Consider the following 17,575-nt stretch of genomic DNA (forward strand, 5'->3'; position numbering starts at 1 on the left):
TTTTGTCTAAATTAACCAACGACAAACCGAAAACCAATAACTTCCAACGTATTCGAGAGTTAGGTTACAAGCAACAAGGCATCATATCTTTGATGTTAATTGAACGCATGAAACCTAATTATTATCTATTTGCCCACGTAACCGATTTTCCTCAAGAACATAATCTCGACAACATGATTAATAGTTTGTGGGAGCGTTTGTTGGTGAAGGGGGCAAAAGTCAGCTTGTCGGCAATGGAAGATAAAATAGAATTGCTGACACCGGACGAACATGAATTTGATATGTATGGCGTTTATCCAGCATTGTATTTTTGTACCGCTGTTTTATCGTACATCAATGGCTTACAAAGTGAAGATGACTTAGATACGGTTGCCGTAGCAAAAATATCTCAAGGATGTATTGTGCACCTTATTGAATATCAAGCCGACACCGAACTTGATAATGACGCCGTTCGCGAACATGAGCTGATGCAAAATGAAATGGCATTTTTAAGCAGTGCCATCGATTTTGTTGAAAGCCTGCCTTTGAAACAGCTTGATGCAAAATCGATTCGCCAAAAAGCAATTGAATTTGCCCTTGCCGATGGTGTTACTAATATTGGTATCGAGTTCGAGGTCTAAAGGCCATTGGATTATAGGCGCTCAAAGCAACACTCTGAAACGAGAGCTTAGAAAGGCAAAATAAAAGAGGGTTATTCAAACCCTCTTTTTTTAATGAGTAAAAAACTAAAACTCGAATTCAAATCCTGCACGGTAGCTGATGTCTGTTTTTTCTACATCTAAAACAGGCTGACTGTTATGTTCAATCAAAACACCAAATTTAAGATATAAATTTTCAGTTAATGCCGAATTAATCGAAAACTTATTAAAGGCCCGCCAGTCGCCAAACTCTTCTATATTTGGTTGGTAATACAGGGTATTCGCCAAGTTTGCATATTTACTTAATGGTTTTGCAAATACCCAATAAAGATTGGCACGGGTTTGGGTAAAGTTGGTTGGATCATCATTTACTAAGTACTTTTCGTGCTCGTTAAACAACCCGGCTCCAAAAGCGTGGGTTTTATGGAATTCTTGGCGATAGGATATCCCTAATAAATTTCTCGATTCAAGTGAACGAAAATCGTCAAAGTTACTTTGAGTAAATAGCTCAAACGACTTCTCTTTAGCAAAGTAGTAATTGTATCTAAAGTGCAAAAACGAGCTGTTGGCGCTTTCTGCACCATTACTTTTTGCATATTCACGTGAAGCCATTATAAATCCAAAATGTTTATCATGACGCTGTGAGTGGTAAAGACCGAACTCAAAATTTTCGGTGTCAGAGTTACCACTTTTTCCGGATAAATCTAAAGACAGATTGGTAAATAGCGTTTTATCTTGCGAACGTTGTCGAAGTGATTCGGTCTCATCAATCGCCATAGTATGTGCGCTGAAGGTGAATAAAAACAAAGCAGTAAGGTCTTTACTATTTAAGGTTGTAAGGGATTTTGCTTTGCTGAAATTTGAATAAAACGATTGGCATTGTTGAAGCATAGGTAATTTAATTCTTATTAATTTTGACTATTTATATTGAATGAATGTCAGTCCGTTGAGTCTCTTCGTGTTTTACAGGGGTTTTACAGATGTTGTGCTGTAAACTCAAGCGTCGTTACCAATAAATCGATATAAAGTGGCAGAGACTTGTCCCGCGGATTTATTTTTAATTTGTTCAAATTGTTCAGACCACGCATTTGTCGTCAAGTCAAAGTCAGATGTCGTTTCCTGTTCGATATAAACTAAAGCCCCTGTAGCAATGAGTTTGTGGTCAATCAAGTGCGGTACGACTTTGTCCATGAAACCTTTGTTAAAAGGGGGATCAATAAAAATAAGGTCAAACTGAAAATTTAAAATTTGCTGCTGCGTAAAAAAGTCACCCTGCAAAACGGTAATTTGTTGTTGCGCACCGAGAAGTTTGACATTGCTCGTTAACTGGGATGCCGCGGTTTTATCTTTTTCAATGCAATACACCTGCTTTGCGTGACGTGAAGCAGCCTCGAATCCAAGAGAACCTGCGCCAGCAAAACAATCGAGAACTAAAGCGTCACGAGTGTGGGTCATCAGCCAGTTAAAAACGGTTTCTTTTAACCTATCTGTTGTTGGGCGTAAGCCCTCTTTGTCGTGAACTTTTAATTTTCGTCCCCGCCATTGGCCACCAATAATTCTGATCTCACCTGATTGTGCTGATTTTGACCTTTGATTTTTGCCACGTTTTGCTGAGTTAGTCGTTGGTTTCAAAGTTTTACCTCAATTTTGGGGTTGAAATTCATCAGGTGGTTATTATTTAGTTTGTTTTAAGATAATATACGCGCCAATTATCCCGCGCCTAACACATCATTTAAAGGTTTTTTTAATGGCTAAAAAGTCTGGTTTTTTATCTTGGTTTAAAAAAGGTGCTCAGGAACCTCAGAAACAACCTGAAAATACGGAACAGAGCCAGCTTGTAGAGTCGGACAGTACAACTGAAATTGGCGAAAAATCAAACCAAGAGAAGGATGTTGTCGGGTCTGAAACAACCCCTTCTAACAACGGAGCTTTGCAAGAAGCAAATGTTGATGCTGATGAAGCGGGATCAAGTATTGTCGAAGATATCGCCCCAATCACACCTTCATCGGAAGAATTTGCCGTTGCAGAAACTGGTATTGACGAGCCAGTCGCTACTGACAATAGCGAAGTCGCATCAACTGAGCCCGGTATACCTGAAGAAGATCAGGACACGAGGACTGAAACAAGCGAAGTAACAGATGATGCGACATTGGTTGATGATGTTGATGCTGAAGCTGCTGAGGCGACAGAAAATGACAACGAGAGCACGCCAGCTGAGCCAAAAATAGGTTTCTTCGAACGTCTAAAACGAGGTTTAAGTAAAACACGTCAGCAAATCGGTGGTGGCTTTTTATCTTTATTTAAAGGCAAACAAATTGATGATGACCTTTATGAAGAGCTAGAAACTCAATTATTAATGGCTGATGTTGGGATGGATACCACGGTTAAGTTGATTAACCGACTGACTGAACACGCAGACCGAAAGCAGTTAAAAGATGCAGATGCGCTGTACGGTTTATTAAAATCTGAAATGTCAGACATATTGAAAAAATCTGATGCGCCATTAGTTGTTGATAACGACGATGGACCATTTGTCATTTTAATGGTTGGTGTTAATGGGGTTGGTAAAACAACCACTATCGGCAAAATGGCCAAACAGTTTCAGCAACAAGGCAAGTCTGTCATGTTGGCTGCAGGTGATACGTTCAGAGCGGCAGCTGTTGAGCAATTGCAAGTATGGGGTGACCGTAACAACGTGCCGGTTATTGCACAGCATACTGGAGCTGACAGTGCGTCAGTTATTTTTGACGCTTACCAAGCTGCGAAGGCGCGTAAAGCCGATGTGCTTATTGCAGACACTGCGGGTCGATTGCAGAATAAAGATAACTTAATGCAAGAGCTTGAAAAAATTGTACGAGTGTTGAAAAAACTGGATGCCAATATTCCACACGAAATCATGTTAACTATTGATGCAACAACTGGCCAAAACGCCATAAGCCAAACTAAATTATTTAATCAAGCGGTTGGTCTAACGGGTATATCATTAACGAAACTCGACGGCACTGCCAAAGGTGGCGTTATCTTTGCGGTTGCAGAACAATTTGAAATTCCAATCCGCTATATCGGGGTTGGTGAAGGAATTGAAGATTTACGAACCTTTGAGCATCAATCTTTTATTGATGCCTTGTTTGATGAAAGTGAAAATTAATACTGAATTTATTCAAGTGTAGGTAAAACAGCGAAAATACCAAAAGCCCATTCAAGTAATGGGCTTTTATCTATCCTGACCTTGGGGTAATCTATGACCAGTTCAAAAACAATAATAAAGAATGAAGGGAAGTAGCGCTAATGATCCGATTTGAGCAGGTCAGTAAAACCTATCCTGGTGGGTTTCGAGCTCTTGAAAAAGTATCGTTTCATCTTGAGCGTGGAGAAATGGCGTTTCTCACAGGCCACTCCGGAGCGGGTAAAAGTACGCTATTAAAACTGATCAGCATGATTGAACGACCTTCAATCGGTAATGTCTTTATTAATGACAAAAATTTAAATCTCATTACTCCGAACCAAGTGCCTTACGCGCGCCGTGACATTGGTATGATTTTTCAAAATCATCGACTGTTACAAGAACACACCGTATTTGACAATGTTGCTTTGCCATTAGTTATCGAAGGTTATACCCAAGGTGAAATAGCGAAACGGGTTCACGCTGCTTTGGATAAAGTTGGTTTATTAGATAAAGCCAAATGTTTCCCGAAAATCCTGTCTGGCGGCGAGCAACAAAGAGTTGGTATTGCGCGCGCTGTCGTAAATAAACCACCTTTGTTATTGGCCGATGAGCCAACAGGAAATTTAGACCCTGAGTTATCAAAAGAAATCATCAATGTATTTGAGCAATTTAATGATGTGGGTGTTTCAGTATTAATTGCTACCCATGATTTAGGATTGATTGCCCGTATGCGTTATCGCACATTAAGTTTAAAACAAGGTCGAATGACCAATGATGGCTTATCTGCTGAAAACGGTTTGGGGATGTAAAATGAGCATTTTATTTAGTTCTGAACAAAAGGGTGCAACAAACCGCGGTGTTAACCCACTGCAACGTTTTGTATACTTTTGGATTAATAACCTTAGACAAATTGTAACGAGTTTAGGTGAGATTTGGCGTACCCCAGTCGCCTCTGTTATGACGATATTAGTCATGGGGTTAAGTTTAACGCTTCCTGCTACTTTGCACATCATAGTCAAAAATGTTCAATCTATTAATGTTGAATGGGACAGTGCCTCTGAGATCAGTTTATTTTTAAACGAAGGATTGTCAGAGCAACAAATTGCCAGCGCCATTAGACGAATTAGTGCCTATGACGAAGTGGATGAACTTAGATACATTAGTAAAAATGACGCTATTGAAGAGTTTAAAACGCTTTCAGGTTTTGGTCAGGCGTTGTCATATTTAGAATCTAATCCACTGCCAGCGTCATTTGTAATCACGCCTACAGCCCGTTTTCGTCAAGCTGAAAGTGCTAAAAACCTATTACTTAAACTGCAGAAAGAACGCGAAGTTGATTTTGGTAAACTTGATATAGATTGGTTAACGCGACTCAACGCCATTGTTAATATGTTGCAGGAGTCCGTAATTACCGTTGCTATTTTATTATTGGTATCTGTGGTGTTAATCATCGGCAATACGATTAGGCTATCGATAATCTCTAGACGAGAAGAAATAGAAGTAATGAAACTGGTAGGGGCGACGGAAGCATTTATCCAGCGACCTTTTGTCTATACCGGTTTGTGGTACGGACTGATGGGCGGCTTTATAGCGTTTATCGTTGTAAACTTTGTTGTCTGGTGGATGCAATCTGCTTTAGTCGAAATCTCTGGCTTGTATGTCAACGACTTTGAAATTGAGGGCCTATCATTTGCCGAGTTCGGTTGGTTAATGGCAATAGCTTCGTTTTTAGGATTCTCAGGCGCTTTCTGGTCTGTGCATCGTCATATTAAAGAAATTGAACCAAACATTGATTAAGCATTCTTTTACGTAAAAATTGCCGTGAAGCCTCAAACACTTGAGCGGCAGGACTCAATGCTCTATGCGCTAGCAGTCGACAACGCAGGCTCCTCATTGTTCTACTTTATACTCAGATAGTCACGGTTGTTGTTGACTAATAACTATCCGCAATCAGCAAGACGTTTCTTGTCAAAAAGTACAGCACTTAATTTAGCGCTAAAGCGTAACAAAGTGTTTCAATCTGCGTTTTTTTGAACAATATTCTTCAAATATTTTGATTTACCAGCTGGTTTTTCTGCAAAAATTCATTTTATCTGTCTGTATTTAAAGGTTATTTCTAAATCTTATATTAGGCTTATAGCCATAGATCTAATCGATCTATAAATAGCGAAAAATAAATTAGCACTCTATCAGCTTGAGTGCTAAGATGCCTTTCAGTTAATTAAAGGAGGTTTAAATATGAGCCGAAAAAATCAATCAATGGCATTGGCGATAACGCCTCAAAGCGGCAGCATTGAGTCTTATGTTTCTTACGTGACAAGCATTGATATGTTAGCTGCTCAGGAAGAGAGAGAACTGGCATTCAAACTATATGAAAACGAAGATTTGGAATCTGCGCGCAAACTTATCATGTCGCACCTTCGTTTTGTTGTACATATTGCACGAAGCTATTCAGGTTACGGTTTACCTCAAGCGGATTTAATCCAAGAAGGTAATATCGGCCTTATGAAAGCGGTAAAACGTTTCAACCCTGAGGTTGGCGTACGTTTAGTTTCTTTCGCAGTACATTGGATTAAAGCTGAAATCCACGAATTTGTATTAAAAAATTGGCGCATCGTTAAAGTTGCGACAACGAAAGCACAACGTAAATTATTCTTTAACTTACGTAAGTCGAAAAAACGTCTTGGCTGGTTTAGCAACGAGGAAGTTTCAACTGTTGCAGAAACTTTAGGCGTGTCAGAAAAAGAAGTGTTAGAGATGGAATCTCGCATGAGTAATTACGACATGGCGTTTGATATCGGTAATGATGAAGATGATTCTGATTCTGCAGCGTATTCACCGTCAATGTATTTACAGACAAATAATTCTGACTTAGCGGCAAACGTTGAAAAAGAACAGTACGTTGAACATACTAACAACCGTTTGATGTCTGCAATTAAAACATTAGACGACCGTAGTCAGGATATATTGCACAGCCGTTGGTTAGACGATAACAACAAAACAACGTTGCAAGAGTTGGCTGACAAATACGGTGTTTCTGCTGAACGTGTTCGTCAGTTAGAAAAAAATGCAATGAAAAAAGTTCAAGCGTTGTTAGTTGCTTAAAGCAGTTACGCGATTAGCAGTTTATAGCACCTCAACTGTTGTAATTAGAACCAGCCAATGTGGCTGGTTTTTTTTTGCCCTGAGAATTGCATTATGAATTACGTTGGTCTGGCTGCCAATTCGCTTTATACTTCTAATAATTAACGTAAACACTAAGAACATCATTTATGTTGGGACACCTCAAAAAAATGCGTGCAAGTCTAGACACGCAAACAAATCAAGTAACTTACTTATTGCCAGTAGGCGATGAAGAGCTACCGTTAAATGACTTTATTGGTAAGTCATTAACACTTACTCATACCGGCAATATTAATTGCAGCAGTTGCGGAAAAAAGACGAAAAAGAGTTTCTCTCAAGGACATTGTTTTCCGTGTATGAGAAAACTTGCGTCATGCGATATGTGCATCATGAAACCGGAAACCTGCCACCACGCCGAAGGCACATGCCGAGAGCCTCAATGGGGTGAAGAGAATTGCATGATCCCACATTATGTTTATCTAGCGAATACCTCAGGGTTAAAAGTGGGTATAACACGCCATACGCAAATACCAACAAGGTGGATTGATCAGGGCGCAACACAGGCGATTCCGTTGTTTAAAGTTAAGACCCGTTTACAGTCTGGTTTAGTGGAGATCGCGTTAGCGGAATTTATCGCTGATAAAACCAATTGGCGAGCAATGTTGAAGGGCGAAAATCCAGAACTCGATTTAAAACAAAAAGCCCTAGAGTTAGTGCCACAAATATCGGAACGACTTGACGAAATTAGACTAAAATTTGGTGAAGACTCGGTAGAATTATTGGATCAGGAATTGGTCACGATTGATTATCCAGTGACGCAATACCCAACCAAAATAGCCTCACACAACTTTGACAAAAATGTTGAAGTCAACGGCGTGTTACTGGGAATTAAGGGGCAATACCTTATTTTTGATACCGGCGTGATTAATGTTCGAAAATTTACGTCATATGAAATTGAAGTGAGTTATTAAGGCGTCTTTTATGGGATCGGCGCACTAATTAAACTTTTTATTGTGAATTAGTGTGTTGCGTCTTTGGTTGCAAGGGCAGGGGCTTTTAATATGTCAGCTTCGTCATCTTTAACCAAAAACACAGGAACTGTTGTCGGTTTTAGTAATGTCGAAAGCGGCACCAATTCTATCCCTTCCTTCTCCAATCGTTTAAGTTGACTTTTTAGTACTTGATACGTCTCTGGGTAAGGGTGCCCAATGGCAATTGCTGAACCGTGTTGTTTAGCGATTTTTATTAATTTATTAAACTGCCGTTCAATGGCAATTTTATTACGGTGATGATCCAAAAATATATTTCTGTTTAGAGACGACACACCGTACTCTTTAGCGACTTTCTCAATTTTGCTGTATTTAGTGGTTTTGCTATCCAAAAAAAACATATTGTGTTGACGTAATAATTCCATGGTCCAACCCATAGGTTTTTCCTGTTGAGTTAACAAACTCCCCATGTGGTTATTGACTCCAACAGCAAATGGAATATCTTCAAGAGCCGCCAACAGTGTTCGTTGATAAAGCTGTTTTGACATTGATTGAGTCAAAGCTCCTGGTCCAAGCAACTCATTGTGAGTATTGGCTTGCATGGGTAAGTGAATAATGACGTCGCGATGATTATTACTGGCGTGTTTGGCGTAGGCATAACCAAGTGGGGTGTGTGGCAAAACGGCATACGTAAGCTGTCCGCTTAATTCAAGCAGTTTTCTGTCGCTCTGTTTATATCCTATATCGTCAATGACAATGGCCACCTGGCCAGCATGAGCTGTAGAAAAAACAAAGCTCAAGATCAAGACGAACCAACACGTAATTTGGTTCAAGTTAGCGTACGACTCTTATTATTGTGTTTTATTATTTTTGATAACGAATCAATCGTTATTCTTAATTGACAATTATTATAACCGAGCGGCAATTGGTTGCACTCTTTTACGGCAATTATATTGAATGTTTTTTCTGGATCAAAAGCCGACTATTGATCGATTTAAGCGGTTCAGGCTTTAGCGAGGGCAACTGCTTAAAAGCATGTTGTTAAATAAAACTCAACATCACCTTTTAAAATGGAAAAAAGAAAAAGGAAGCAAACGAGTTCTTTTTGGCAACTGCACGTATAAACTTATCACTGAACTTGAGTGAAACTGTAATACACTCCCATAAACGGTGTTCGTATTTTAATTTTGAAGGAAGTCACATGAATCGTCGGCAATTTATTAAAGGCTCAATCGTCACTTCAGGAATTGCCATTTCAGGTATCGTAGGCTTAAATTTATTTATTAACAAGGTAAGTAAGGACAAACTTACAACTGAATATGCACTTACGGTTATAGACCGTTTGTCGAGACAAGAGTTGAGTTCGAGCGGGGTCTGGGAACCGTATCAAATATTTATGCATTGTGCTCAGAGTATCGAGTATTCAATGACAAAATTTCCAGTTCACAAGTCGAGAGTGTTTAAAGAAACAATAGGTAAGCTGGCTTTTTCCGCTTTTGAGCATAAAGGTCAAATGACGCATAGCCTTAGTGAGCCAATTCCTGGAGCACCCAACATAGCACAGCATAAAAGTGCGCAAGTTGCGCTAACGTATCTTAGAAATACATTAGTCGCTTTTGATCAATATCAAGGCCAATTAGCCCCGCATTTTGCGTATGGTGCATTAACTAAACGTGAATTTGAAATGGCGCATATCATGCACCTCAACAACCATCTAGATGAGATTATTAGTTAATTTAACAATAGTGGCGGCATTAACGACACCAGCGAGCAGGATTTACGGTTTCGCCCTTGTAACGAATCTCAAAATATAGTCCAGCGGATTGCTGGCCGCCACTTTGACCGACAAGTGCGATGGGTTCATTTTGTTCAACATAGTCACCGGCTTGTTTTAACAGGGCTTGGTTATGCCCGTATAAACTCATATAGCCTTTACCGTGGTCTACAACAGCTACCCAACCAAAACCCTTTAACCAGTCTGCGTATAGAACAATACCGTCTGCGATTACATTGACTCTATTGCCTAAATTACCGTCAATAACAACGCCTTTCCAACGCAATGCACCGCTTCTACGTTGACCAAACTTACGAACTAAACGACCGCGAGTTGGCCATTTGAGTTTGCGTTTCAAATTATACAAACCGATTAAGTTTTCAGGATCGCGTTCTGCATTTCTTTTGGCGCGGGCAATCGCGTTTGTGAGTCGCTCTTGGTCGAGTTGTAATTGTTCGAGTTTTTGTTTGTCGGTTTTAATATTTGAGCGCAGTTTGTTTAACGCTGCTTTACGTTCCATTTGGGAACTGAGAAGTTGTTTTTTGTCGTTTAATTGATCTGCTTTACTAGTGGCAAGCTGTTCTTTTTGGGCAATAAGTTGTTCTTCAACTTCGGTCAGTCGTGTAAATACGGCTTGAATTTCGTCAAGTTGTGCAACCCGTGCGTCATTAATTTTACGGTAGTAAGTAATAAGGCGTTCCAATTGTGCCGGATCGTCCTGATTAAGAAGTAGCTTAGTGTAGTCATGTTTACCACTTAAGTAAGCTGTTTTAATTAGCTCACCGAGTACTTTTTGCTGCAATTTTTTCTGTTTTAGTAGTTCAGATTGTTCTTTGTCTAGGTTTCTTATTTTAGTTTGTGTTGCAGAGATTTGTCGTTCGGTTTGCGCAAGATTAAGTGCAAGTTCTGCAACTTTGAGTTCGGCGGCTTGAAACTGAGTTTCAATATTGGATTCTTTTTTAATTTGTTGTTCAAGCAGTAAACGCTGTTGCTTGATATTGTCCTGAACAAGTTTTAACCGTGCGGTCTCTTTGCTCACGGCATCTTCGGCATACGCAGGTAATGCGAAGTACAATAGCGAAAATACGCAAATCATCCAACCAAAGGCAACATTTTTGAACGATGTCATATTAACTGTGCAGTCCACAAAAATAAAAAGGGGCAATAAGCCCCTATCTAATCAATTTGTTGGAAATTAATCAACTAACAATGTGTTAGGTGATGATTTAGTCAACCAACATGAGCGGTTTGCCTGTCATTTCTGCAGGTTGTTCCATGCCCATTAATTTAAGAATCGTTGGCGCAACGTCGCTTAATTTACCGTTAGGCACAACTTGCGCATCTCGACCAACATAAATGAAGGGTACTGGCTCACTAGTATGTGCAGTATGGGCTTGACCAGTTGTTGCATTAGTCATCAATTCAGCATTGCCGTGGTCAGCAGTGATAAGACATTCACCACCGACAGATTCTAGTGCATCAACCACACGACCAATACAGTGGTCAACCGCTTCACACGCTTTAACAGCGGCTTCGTACACACCCGTATGACCAACCATATCGCCATTTGGATAGTTAACAACGATGAAGTCAAACTCTTGAGATTTGATAGCTGCGACAAGTTTGTCCGTCAATAACTCAGAGTTCATCTCTGGTTGTAAGTCATAAGTAGCAACCTGCGGCGAAGGAATAAGTTCGCGTTTTTCACCAACATATAAATCTTCGCGACCACCAGAGAAGAAAAACGTCACGTGGGCAAACTTTTCAGTTTCCGAAATGCGCAACTGTGTTTTATTGTGTTTCTCAAACCATTCACCCATAACATTAGTCAACTCAACCTTTGGAAAGGCAACGTTGGCGTCAATATCAGCAGCAAATTGCGTTAATGTCACAAAGTCTGCAAGGTTAGGAATGGCAGTACGATTAAAACCTGTAAATTCTTTTTCAGTGAATGTTCGTGTGATTTCACGTGCGCGGTCGGCTCGGAAGTTCATAAATACAACAGAGTCGCCATCACTTATTGGCGCTGCTGTACCAATAATGGTCGGCTTAACAAACTCGTCGTTTTCATTACGTTCGTAGGCGGCTTTAAGGCCTTCGACTGCCGTTGAAGCTGTAAATTCACCATCACCTAGTGTCAATAAATTATAGGCCGCTTCAACTCGATCCCAACGATTGTCGCGGTCCATTGCATAATAACGACCAATTAGTGACGCGACTTTACCTTGACCAGATTGAGCAAAATGAGCTTCAAATTTGGCTAATGCATTTTCAGCACTTCGTGGTGGCGTATCACGACCATCTAAGAATGCATGGACATAAACTTTATTACAGCCTTTCTGCTCGGCAAGTTTAACCATTGCTAAAATATGGTCATCATGGCTGTGAACCCCACCTGGTGACATCAAACCCATAACATGTACAGCTTTGTCATTAGCGACGGCTTTATCAACGGCAGCAACTAGCGCTGGGTTTTCGTTAAATGTGCCGTCGTCTATTGCCTTTGTGATCTTGGTGAAGTCTTGATAAACAATACGTCCAGCGCCTAGGTTAACGTGGCCAACTTCAGAGTTACCCATTTGACCGTCAGGTAAACCAACATCTAAACCGCTGCCAGAAATTAACGTGCTAGGTTTGTTTTTCCATAGTGCGTCTAAAATAGGAGTATTGGCATTAGCAATGGCGTTATTAGTGGTATCTTCACGATATCCCCAACCATCCATAATCACTAAAACGAAAGGTTTTTTATTTGACATAGGAGCTTCACTTTTAGGCTGAATTCATTTTTTAGTGCCTTTATTCTAACCTGTTTTTAATTAAGTTTTTATAACAAATTGTAATTTGCGGTTATGAAAAGTATGAACCTGATAGGGTGGAGCAAAATGAAATATAACTTTCATTCTATAAGCTTTTGGTTTCTTGCTTTGAAATAGGTATAATCGCGCGACTTTTGAAATAAATGGATGGGTACAATGACACAATTTATCGAATTTCTCGGTAACCATTATATGATGACAATGGCCTGGGCAATTTTATTTGTCATGTTGGTGTCTAGTTTTGTGAGTGGCGCAATGTCACCAATCAAAGTGATTGGTACACAAGACTTAACTATGATGGTAAATCGTTCAAATGGCGTAGTGGTGGATGTTCGCCCACAGGCAGACTTTGCAAAGGGTCATATCACTGATGCGCTGAACTTAACGTTGGACAAAATTACTTCAGAGCAATTTGGTTCTCTTGAAAAACGTAAGTCGGACCCCATAGTTGTAGTATGTAATGCTGGGGTTTCTGCAAAAAGTGCAGCACGTTTGCTTAGCAAAGCTGGATTTGAGCAAGTCACTGTTTTACAGGGCGGCATGCAAACTTGGACAGGCGCTAATTTACCTGTCGTTAAGAAAAAATAGTGAAATCGAATTAATGGCTCAAATTGACATTTATACGAAGGCGTATTGCCCGTTTTGTTCTCGAGCTTTAGCTTTGTTAAAAGCGAAGAACGTTGAATTTAATGAAATAAAAATAGATCAAAACCCAGAGCTTCGCACGCCAATGATTGAACGTGCAAAAGGTGGGTATACCGTGCCTCAAATCTTCATCGGCGATTACCATGTCGGTGGTTGTGACGATTTGATGGCGTTAGAGCGAGCAAATAAACTCGACAATCTTTTAATAAAATAATTACTGGAATAAACCATGGCTGAAGAAAACCAAGCACCTGCTGCAGATCAAGCTGCACCACAATTTTCGATTCAACGTATCTATGTTAAAGATTTGTCGTTTGAAACACCTAACTCACCAGCTATCTTCACTAAAGAGTGGAAGCCAGACGTAAAATTAGATCTTGATAACCGTAGCGTTAAAATTGAAGAAGGTGTTTTTGAAGTAACATTATCTGTTACCGTAACTGCGACTGTTGAAGGTCAAACTGCATTTTTATGTGAAGTACAGCAAGCTGGTGTTTTTGTTATCGGTAACATGCCTGAAGCACAAACTGCACACATGTTAGGCGCGTTCTGCCCAAATACACTTTTCCCTTATGCTCGTGAAACAGTTTCTAACTTAGTTAATCGCGGTACTTTCCCTGCGCTAAACTTAGCACCAGTAAACTTTGATGCGTTATTTGCTCAATATGTACAGCAAGCACAAGCTAAAGCGACTGCTGAAGCGGCTGGCGAAGGTCAAAAACTAGACGCGTAATTGCTTCGTTGGATTTAAGTCTGGGAATATGATGACAGCTGCTAAACGATATAAAATTGCAGTGTTAGGCGCCGGTTCTTATGGAACGGCCCTAGCATTTTGTTTTGCTCGCAATGGTCACGATGTGATCATGTGGGGTAGGGATAAAACTCAAATTGAACAAATGCAAAACTCGCGGGAAAACGCAAAGTATTTACCTGGTGCAACTTTTCCTGAATCGTTAGATGTTACCGATGATCTCGAATTAGCGGTTAAACAGGCTGACATACATCTTGTTGTCGTGCCGAGTCATGTATTCTCAGATTTATTAATTCAGATAAAACCTTGGTTACCTTCGAATGCCAAAATTTGTTGGGCTACCAAAGGGTTAGACCCAGAGTCGGGTCGACTTTTACAAGACGTTGCTCGAGATGTGTTAGGAAGTGAACCGTCACTTGCTGTTTTATCCGGCCCTACCTTTGCAAAAGAAATGGTTGCAGGTTTACCAACAGCAATTTCTTTGTCATCTGAAGATCAAGAGTTTTGTCAAAAACTCAGCGACTATTTACATTGTGAACGTAAGTTTCGGGTGTATATCAATGCTGATTTTACCGCGGTTCAGCTAGGCGGAGCGGTGAAAAATGTTATCGCTATTGGTGCTGGAATGGCCGATGGTATTGGTTTTGGCGCAAATGCACGTACAGCATTAATTACCCGCGGATTAGCGGAGATGATGCGTTTAGGCGTCGCGTTAGGCGCTGAGTCAAAGTCCTTTATGGGGATGGCTGGCCTTGGCGACCTAGTCTTGACTTGTACCGATAACCAATCACGTAATCGTCGCTTTGGCTTGGCTTTAGGTGAAGGAAAAAGTGTTGATGATGCCATGACTGAAATTGGTCAGGTTGTTGAAGGTTATAGAAATACCAAAGAAGTTTATATGCTAGCCAAACGTAATAATGTTGAAATGCCTATCACTGAACAAATTTTTCAAGTGTTATACGAAGACAAACCTGCCGCTCAGGCTGCTATGGCTTTATTAGCGCGGGATCCAAAATCTGAATAGTGTGAGTCTTGAGATGGAAAGTACGTTATAGGAACTAGAGGTATTTACTAAAAGTATCTTAACGATTAAAAAATCGCTACGGGCTTAACTATATTCTCGGTCTTTTGGTAAGACATAACCTGGGATCTTTGTCACATCAACTTCATCTATCTGTTCTTTACTAATGAACTGGTATGCATAGTCTAAATAGACTTCCTGGTCAACAAACGCATCAAATAAATCTGGGTCAATATGTTGGTCTAGTTTCATAAAGCCCATAATACGCAAACACTCGCTAAGCTTTTTAGGTTCTTTATAGGGTCTATCAGCCGCTGTTAATGCTTCAAAAATATCAGCGATAGCCATCATTCTGGCAGGGACCGACATTTCGTCTCGCTTGAGCTTTCTTGGGTAACCCGTACCGTCCATTTTTTCGTGATGGCCAGCCGCATACTCGGTGACATTGCGAAGATGTTTAGGGAAGGGCAGAGACTCTAGCATGTCGATGGTGACGACCATATGATTGTTAATGATTTCACGTTCTTCAGGTGTCAATGTACCCTTTGCGATAGCAAGGTTATAAATCTCGTTTTCAGTTAACAAGGGCTGGCGAACACCACCTATGGTCACGGTATGTTTCGCTGCAATATCACTCACCCGTTGTTGGTCGTCAGGGCGCATAAATTCGCCACCGATATTGGCTTTACATAAAAACTCTCTGTCGTCGTCTAGTTCGCTCAGTATGGCAGGTAGATTTTGTTCTAGTTCGGTAACATCCAGACCATTTTTTAAACCGTCGATGATTTTAGCTTGATGGGCGACGAGTATTTCGTTTTTCGCCAGTTCAATACGGCATTCAACTAGACTGATCCTGTCGTAAATAGTTTCTAGCTTTGTGGCTTTATCCATTACATATTCTGGGGTCGCAATCTTTCCGCAGTCGTGCAACCAACCGGCAACTGATAATTCGTATTTGTCTTTTTCATCTAAATAGAAATCAGCAAGCGGCCCAACGTTTTGTCGGCAAACACCTTCTGCAACCATCATCGTAAGTTCAGGTACACGGTTACAGTGTCCGCCAGTATATGGGGATTTTTCATCGATCGCGCGGGCTATTAGGCGTGTTAAAGATTGGAAAAGCTCTTCCATGCCATCGATTAACTGTCTGTTGGTAAGCGCGACTGCCGCCATTGACACAAGCGATCGAATGATGTGTTCTAAGTGCGGTTCGAAACCAATGATATTGTCGCCATCTTGAGCATTAATTAATTGGATTACTCCAATCATTTCCTGCTCATGATTCTTCATAGGAATAGTTAGGACCGATTTTGTTCGGTAACCCGTTTTTTCATCCATGTTACGTGCGCCACTCATATCGTAGTCGCCCGTATTGTAGGCGTCTTCAATATTAATAACGGTGTCGGAAACTACAGCATAGGCAACAAGAGCATTGTGATTTGGTTCACCATCGATATACATCGGAATGTCAGGAAATGGGATATTAGTCCCTGATGTACCGCCCATATACATACCTAATGTGTCATTCATTAGGGTTTCAAATTTTAGGGTCTTTTGTTCAGTAATTGAATAAATGGTACCACCATCTGCATTAGACAACTCTTTAGCGCTAACTAATATGTGTTCTAATAGCTTGGTTGTATCTTGCTCTGTTGAGAGCTCAACACCAATATTAATTAGATGGTCTAATGCCGATTGACTAAAGTCAGTACTCATTAAGTTCTCAATTCCCAAAAGCTTTTGAAGCTATTTTGTTGTTACAGGCTAAATTATAGTGATATTTCTAGAGTTAAACTACTAATTTACTTATTGCTGTTTGTTTAAAGCTCGATACATTGACCTTCTTTTGCAAAAAAAATGTCATTATCAAGTTTCATATTGTCTATTTTTTGTTGCCATTGATCAATTTCATCATCGGTTCTATCCGGATCATGACTATAAAACGCGAGCATTTTAATATTCGCACATTTTGCTAAATCGACGACTTCGGAAATTAGTGAGTGACCCCAGCCATGTTTAAGTGGCATATCTTTTTCGATGTATTGACCATCGTGGATAACTAAGTCTACACCTAATAGAAACTCTTTCCATTCATATGCGGATGTCGCCATCTTATTGGGGGGATTTAATTCGTTGTCAGTAACATAAGCAACCCGCTTAGAGCCATGTTCGACGATATAGGCAGCACCACCATTTGGGTGATTAATTTCTCGACGGTGAACACGAAAGCCGTTTATGGTTACTGGTTGTTGTTCCCACGATGTATCTTTGAATTCAAAATTTGCTTTTAATTCGTGTTCTTCGAGAGGGAAGTAGCTACCATTCATTTGCTCTATTGCGGCACGAGGTTGGTTTGGATTGGTCTTTGCTGGATAGATATAAATATTTCGCCCAGCCTGATAAAGAGGCTTAAAAAAAGGAAAGCCTTGGATATGGTCATGATGATTGTGAGACAGCAACAAATAAATGTCGTCGTGATTTTTCACCATTTCATCACCCAGTACTCTAATACCGGTACCGGCATCTAGAATAAGTTTTCGACCATCTTCCGATTCAACTAAAACACAGGCGGTATTGCCACCGTATTTAAGAGTGCTTTTGCCAGGCGTTGGGCAGGAGCCCCGTGTTCCGTAAAATGTTACTTTCATATAG

18 protein-coding genes are annotated in these 17,575 nt (G+C 40.3%); 11 read left to right on the top strand and 7 right to left on the bottom strand.

Going from position 1 to position 17,575, the window contains the following annotated elements; translation table 11 throughout:
• Positions 1 to 2 precede the first annotated feature (2 nt).
• Positions 3 to 620, top strand: a complete 618-nt coding sequence (locus tag KO525_RS08300; protein ID WP_215963320.1) for a YjaG family protein — start codon at positions 3 to 5, stop codon at positions 618 to 620.
• 105 nt (positions 621 to 725) lie between these two features.
• Here the strand turns inward: KO525_RS08300 and KO525_RS08305 are convergent, their stop codons facing one another.
• Both KO525_RS08305 and rsmD read right to left on the bottom strand, forming a co-directional pair.
• Entirely contained in the window at positions 726 to 1,529 is an 804-nt protein-coding gene (locus KO525_RS08305) for a DUF481 domain-containing protein (protein ID WP_215963321.1), read from the bottom strand.
• Between the two features lie 105 nt (positions 1,530 to 1,634).
• Entirely contained in the window at positions 1,635 to 2,270 is a 636-nt protein-coding gene (gene rsmD / locus KO525_RS08310) for a 16S rRNA (guanine(966)-N(2))-methyltransferase RsmD (protein ID WP_215963322.1), read from the bottom strand.
• 115 nt (positions 2,271 to 2,385) lie between these two features.
• On the opposite strand from rsmD, the gene ftsY reads away from it, so the two are divergent.
• From ftsY to KO525_RS08335, 5 genes are all read left to right on the top strand, one after another.
• Positions 2,386 to 3,786 (top strand): signal recognition particle-docking protein FtsY, encoded by a 1,401-nt coding sequence (gene ftsY / locus KO525_RS08315; RefSeq protein WP_215963323.1) that lies wholly within the window; start codon positions 2,386 to 2,388, stop codon positions 3,784 to 3,786.
• A 140-nt stretch (positions 3,787 to 3,926) separates the two neighbouring features.
• Positions 3,927 to 4,613 (top strand): cell division ATP-binding protein FtsE, encoded by a 687-nt coding sequence (gene ftsE / locus KO525_RS08320; protein WP_215963324.1) that lies wholly within the window; start codon positions 3,927 to 3,929, stop codon positions 4,611 to 4,613.
• A 1-nt stretch (position 4,614) separates the two neighbouring features.
• Positions 4,615 to 5,601 carry a permease-like cell division protein FtsX gene (gene ftsX / locus KO525_RS08325; protein ID WP_215963325.1) on the top strand — a complete coding sequence of 329 codons (987 nt, stop codon included), beginning with the start codon at positions 4,615 to 4,617 and terminating at the stop codon, positions 5,599 to 5,601.
• Positions 5,602 to 6,042: 441 nt separating this feature from the next.
• Positions 6,043 to 6,909 (top strand): RNA polymerase sigma factor RpoH, encoded by an 867-nt coding sequence (gene rpoH, locus KO525_RS08330; protein WP_215963326.1) that lies wholly within the window; start codon positions 6,043 to 6,045, stop codon positions 6,907 to 6,909.
• Between the two features lie 167 nt (positions 6,910 to 7,076).
• The gene (locus KO525_RS08335; protein ID WP_215963327.1) at positions 7,077 to 7,898 is read left to right on the top strand and encodes a DUF2797 domain-containing protein; all 822 of its coding nucleotides are present in this window, start codon (positions 7,077 to 7,079) and stop codon (positions 7,896 to 7,898) included.
• Between the two features lie 47 nt (positions 7,899 to 7,945).
• Here the strand turns inward: KO525_RS08335 and KO525_RS08340 are convergent, their stop codons facing one another.
• Positions 7,946 to 8,749, bottom strand: coding sequence for a divergent polysaccharide deacetylase family protein (locus tag KO525_RS08340; RefSeq protein ID WP_252738701.1), 804 nt, complete (start codon positions 8,747 to 8,749; stop codon positions 7,946 to 7,948).
• Between the two features lie 368 nt (positions 8,750 to 9,117).
• Between KO525_RS08340 and KO525_RS08345 the strand changes: the two genes are divergently transcribed.
• Positions 9,118 to 9,651, top strand: a complete 534-nt coding sequence (locus tag KO525_RS08345; RefSeq protein WP_215963328.1) for a DUF1569 domain-containing protein — start codon at positions 9,118 to 9,120, stop codon at positions 9,649 to 9,651.
• Between the two features lie 19 nt (positions 9,652 to 9,670).
• Here KO525_RS08345 and KO525_RS08350 read toward each other — a convergent pair whose 3' ends face one another.
• Both KO525_RS08350 and gpmM read right to left on the bottom strand, forming a co-directional pair.
• Positions 9,671 to 10,819 carry a murein hydrolase activator EnvC gene (locus tag KO525_RS08350; protein WP_215963329.1) on the bottom strand — a complete coding sequence of 383 codons (1,149 nt, stop codon included), beginning with the start codon at positions 10,817 to 10,819 and terminating at the stop codon, positions 9,671 to 9,673.
• Between the two features lie 97 nt (positions 10,820 to 10,916).
• Entirely contained in the window at positions 10,917 to 12,446 is a 1,530-nt protein-coding gene (gene gpmM / locus KO525_RS08355) for a 2,3-bisphosphoglycerate-independent phosphoglycerate mutase (protein ID WP_215963330.1), read from the bottom strand.
• A 216-nt stretch (positions 12,447 to 12,662) separates the two neighbouring features.
• Between gpmM and KO525_RS08360 the strand changes: the two genes are divergently transcribed.
• The 4 genes from KO525_RS08360 to gpsA are packed head-to-tail and all read left to right on the top strand — an operon-like array spanning position 12,663 to position 14,926.
• Complete coding sequence (locus tag KO525_RS08360) at positions 12,663 to 13,094, top strand: rhodanese-like domain-containing protein (RefSeq protein ID WP_215963331.1); 432 nt, start codon at positions 12,663 to 12,665, stop codon at positions 13,092 to 13,094.
• Positions 13,095 to 13,107: 13 nt separating this feature from the next.
• A complete protein-coding gene (gene grxC / locus KO525_RS08365) occupies positions 13,108 to 13,365 on the top strand; it encodes a glutaredoxin 3 (protein WP_215963332.1) in 258 nt (85 codons plus the stop codon).
• A 15-nt stretch (positions 13,366 to 13,380) separates the two neighbouring features.
• Entirely contained in the window at positions 13,381 to 13,884 is a 504-nt protein-coding gene (gene secB, locus KO525_RS08370; protein ID WP_215963333.1) for a protein-export chaperone SecB, read from the top strand.
• A 31-nt stretch (positions 13,885 to 13,915) separates the two neighbouring features.
• Positions 13,916 to 14,926: an NAD(P)H-dependent glycerol-3-phosphate dehydrogenase gene (gene gpsA, locus KO525_RS08375; RefSeq protein WP_215963444.1), complete on the top strand. Its 1,011-nt coding sequence runs from the start codon at positions 13,916 to 13,918 to the stop codon at positions 14,924 to 14,926.
• An 84-nt stretch (positions 14,927 to 15,010) separates the two neighbouring features.
• On the opposite strand, the gene KO525_RS08380 is transcribed toward gpsA, so the two are convergent.
• Both KO525_RS08380 and KO525_RS08385 read right to left on the bottom strand, forming a co-directional pair.
• Entirely contained in the window at positions 15,011 to 16,639 is a 1,629-nt protein-coding gene (locus tag KO525_RS08380; RefSeq protein ID WP_215963334.1) for an HD domain-containing phosphohydrolase, read from the bottom strand.
• 104 nt (positions 16,640 to 16,743) lie between these two features.
• On the bottom strand, positions 16,744 to 17,571 hold the full coding sequence (locus tag KO525_RS08385) for an MBL fold metallo-hydrolase (protein ID WP_215963335.1): 828 nt from the start codon (positions 17,569 to 17,571) through the stop codon (positions 16,744 to 16,746).
• Positions 17,572 to 17,575 lie beyond the last annotated feature (4 nt).

Source organism: Psychrosphaera sp. B3R10 (assembly GCF_018861025.1).
GTDB lineage: Bacteria > Pseudomonadota > Gammaproteobacteria > Enterobacterales > Alteromonadaceae > Psychrosphaera > Psychrosphaera algicola.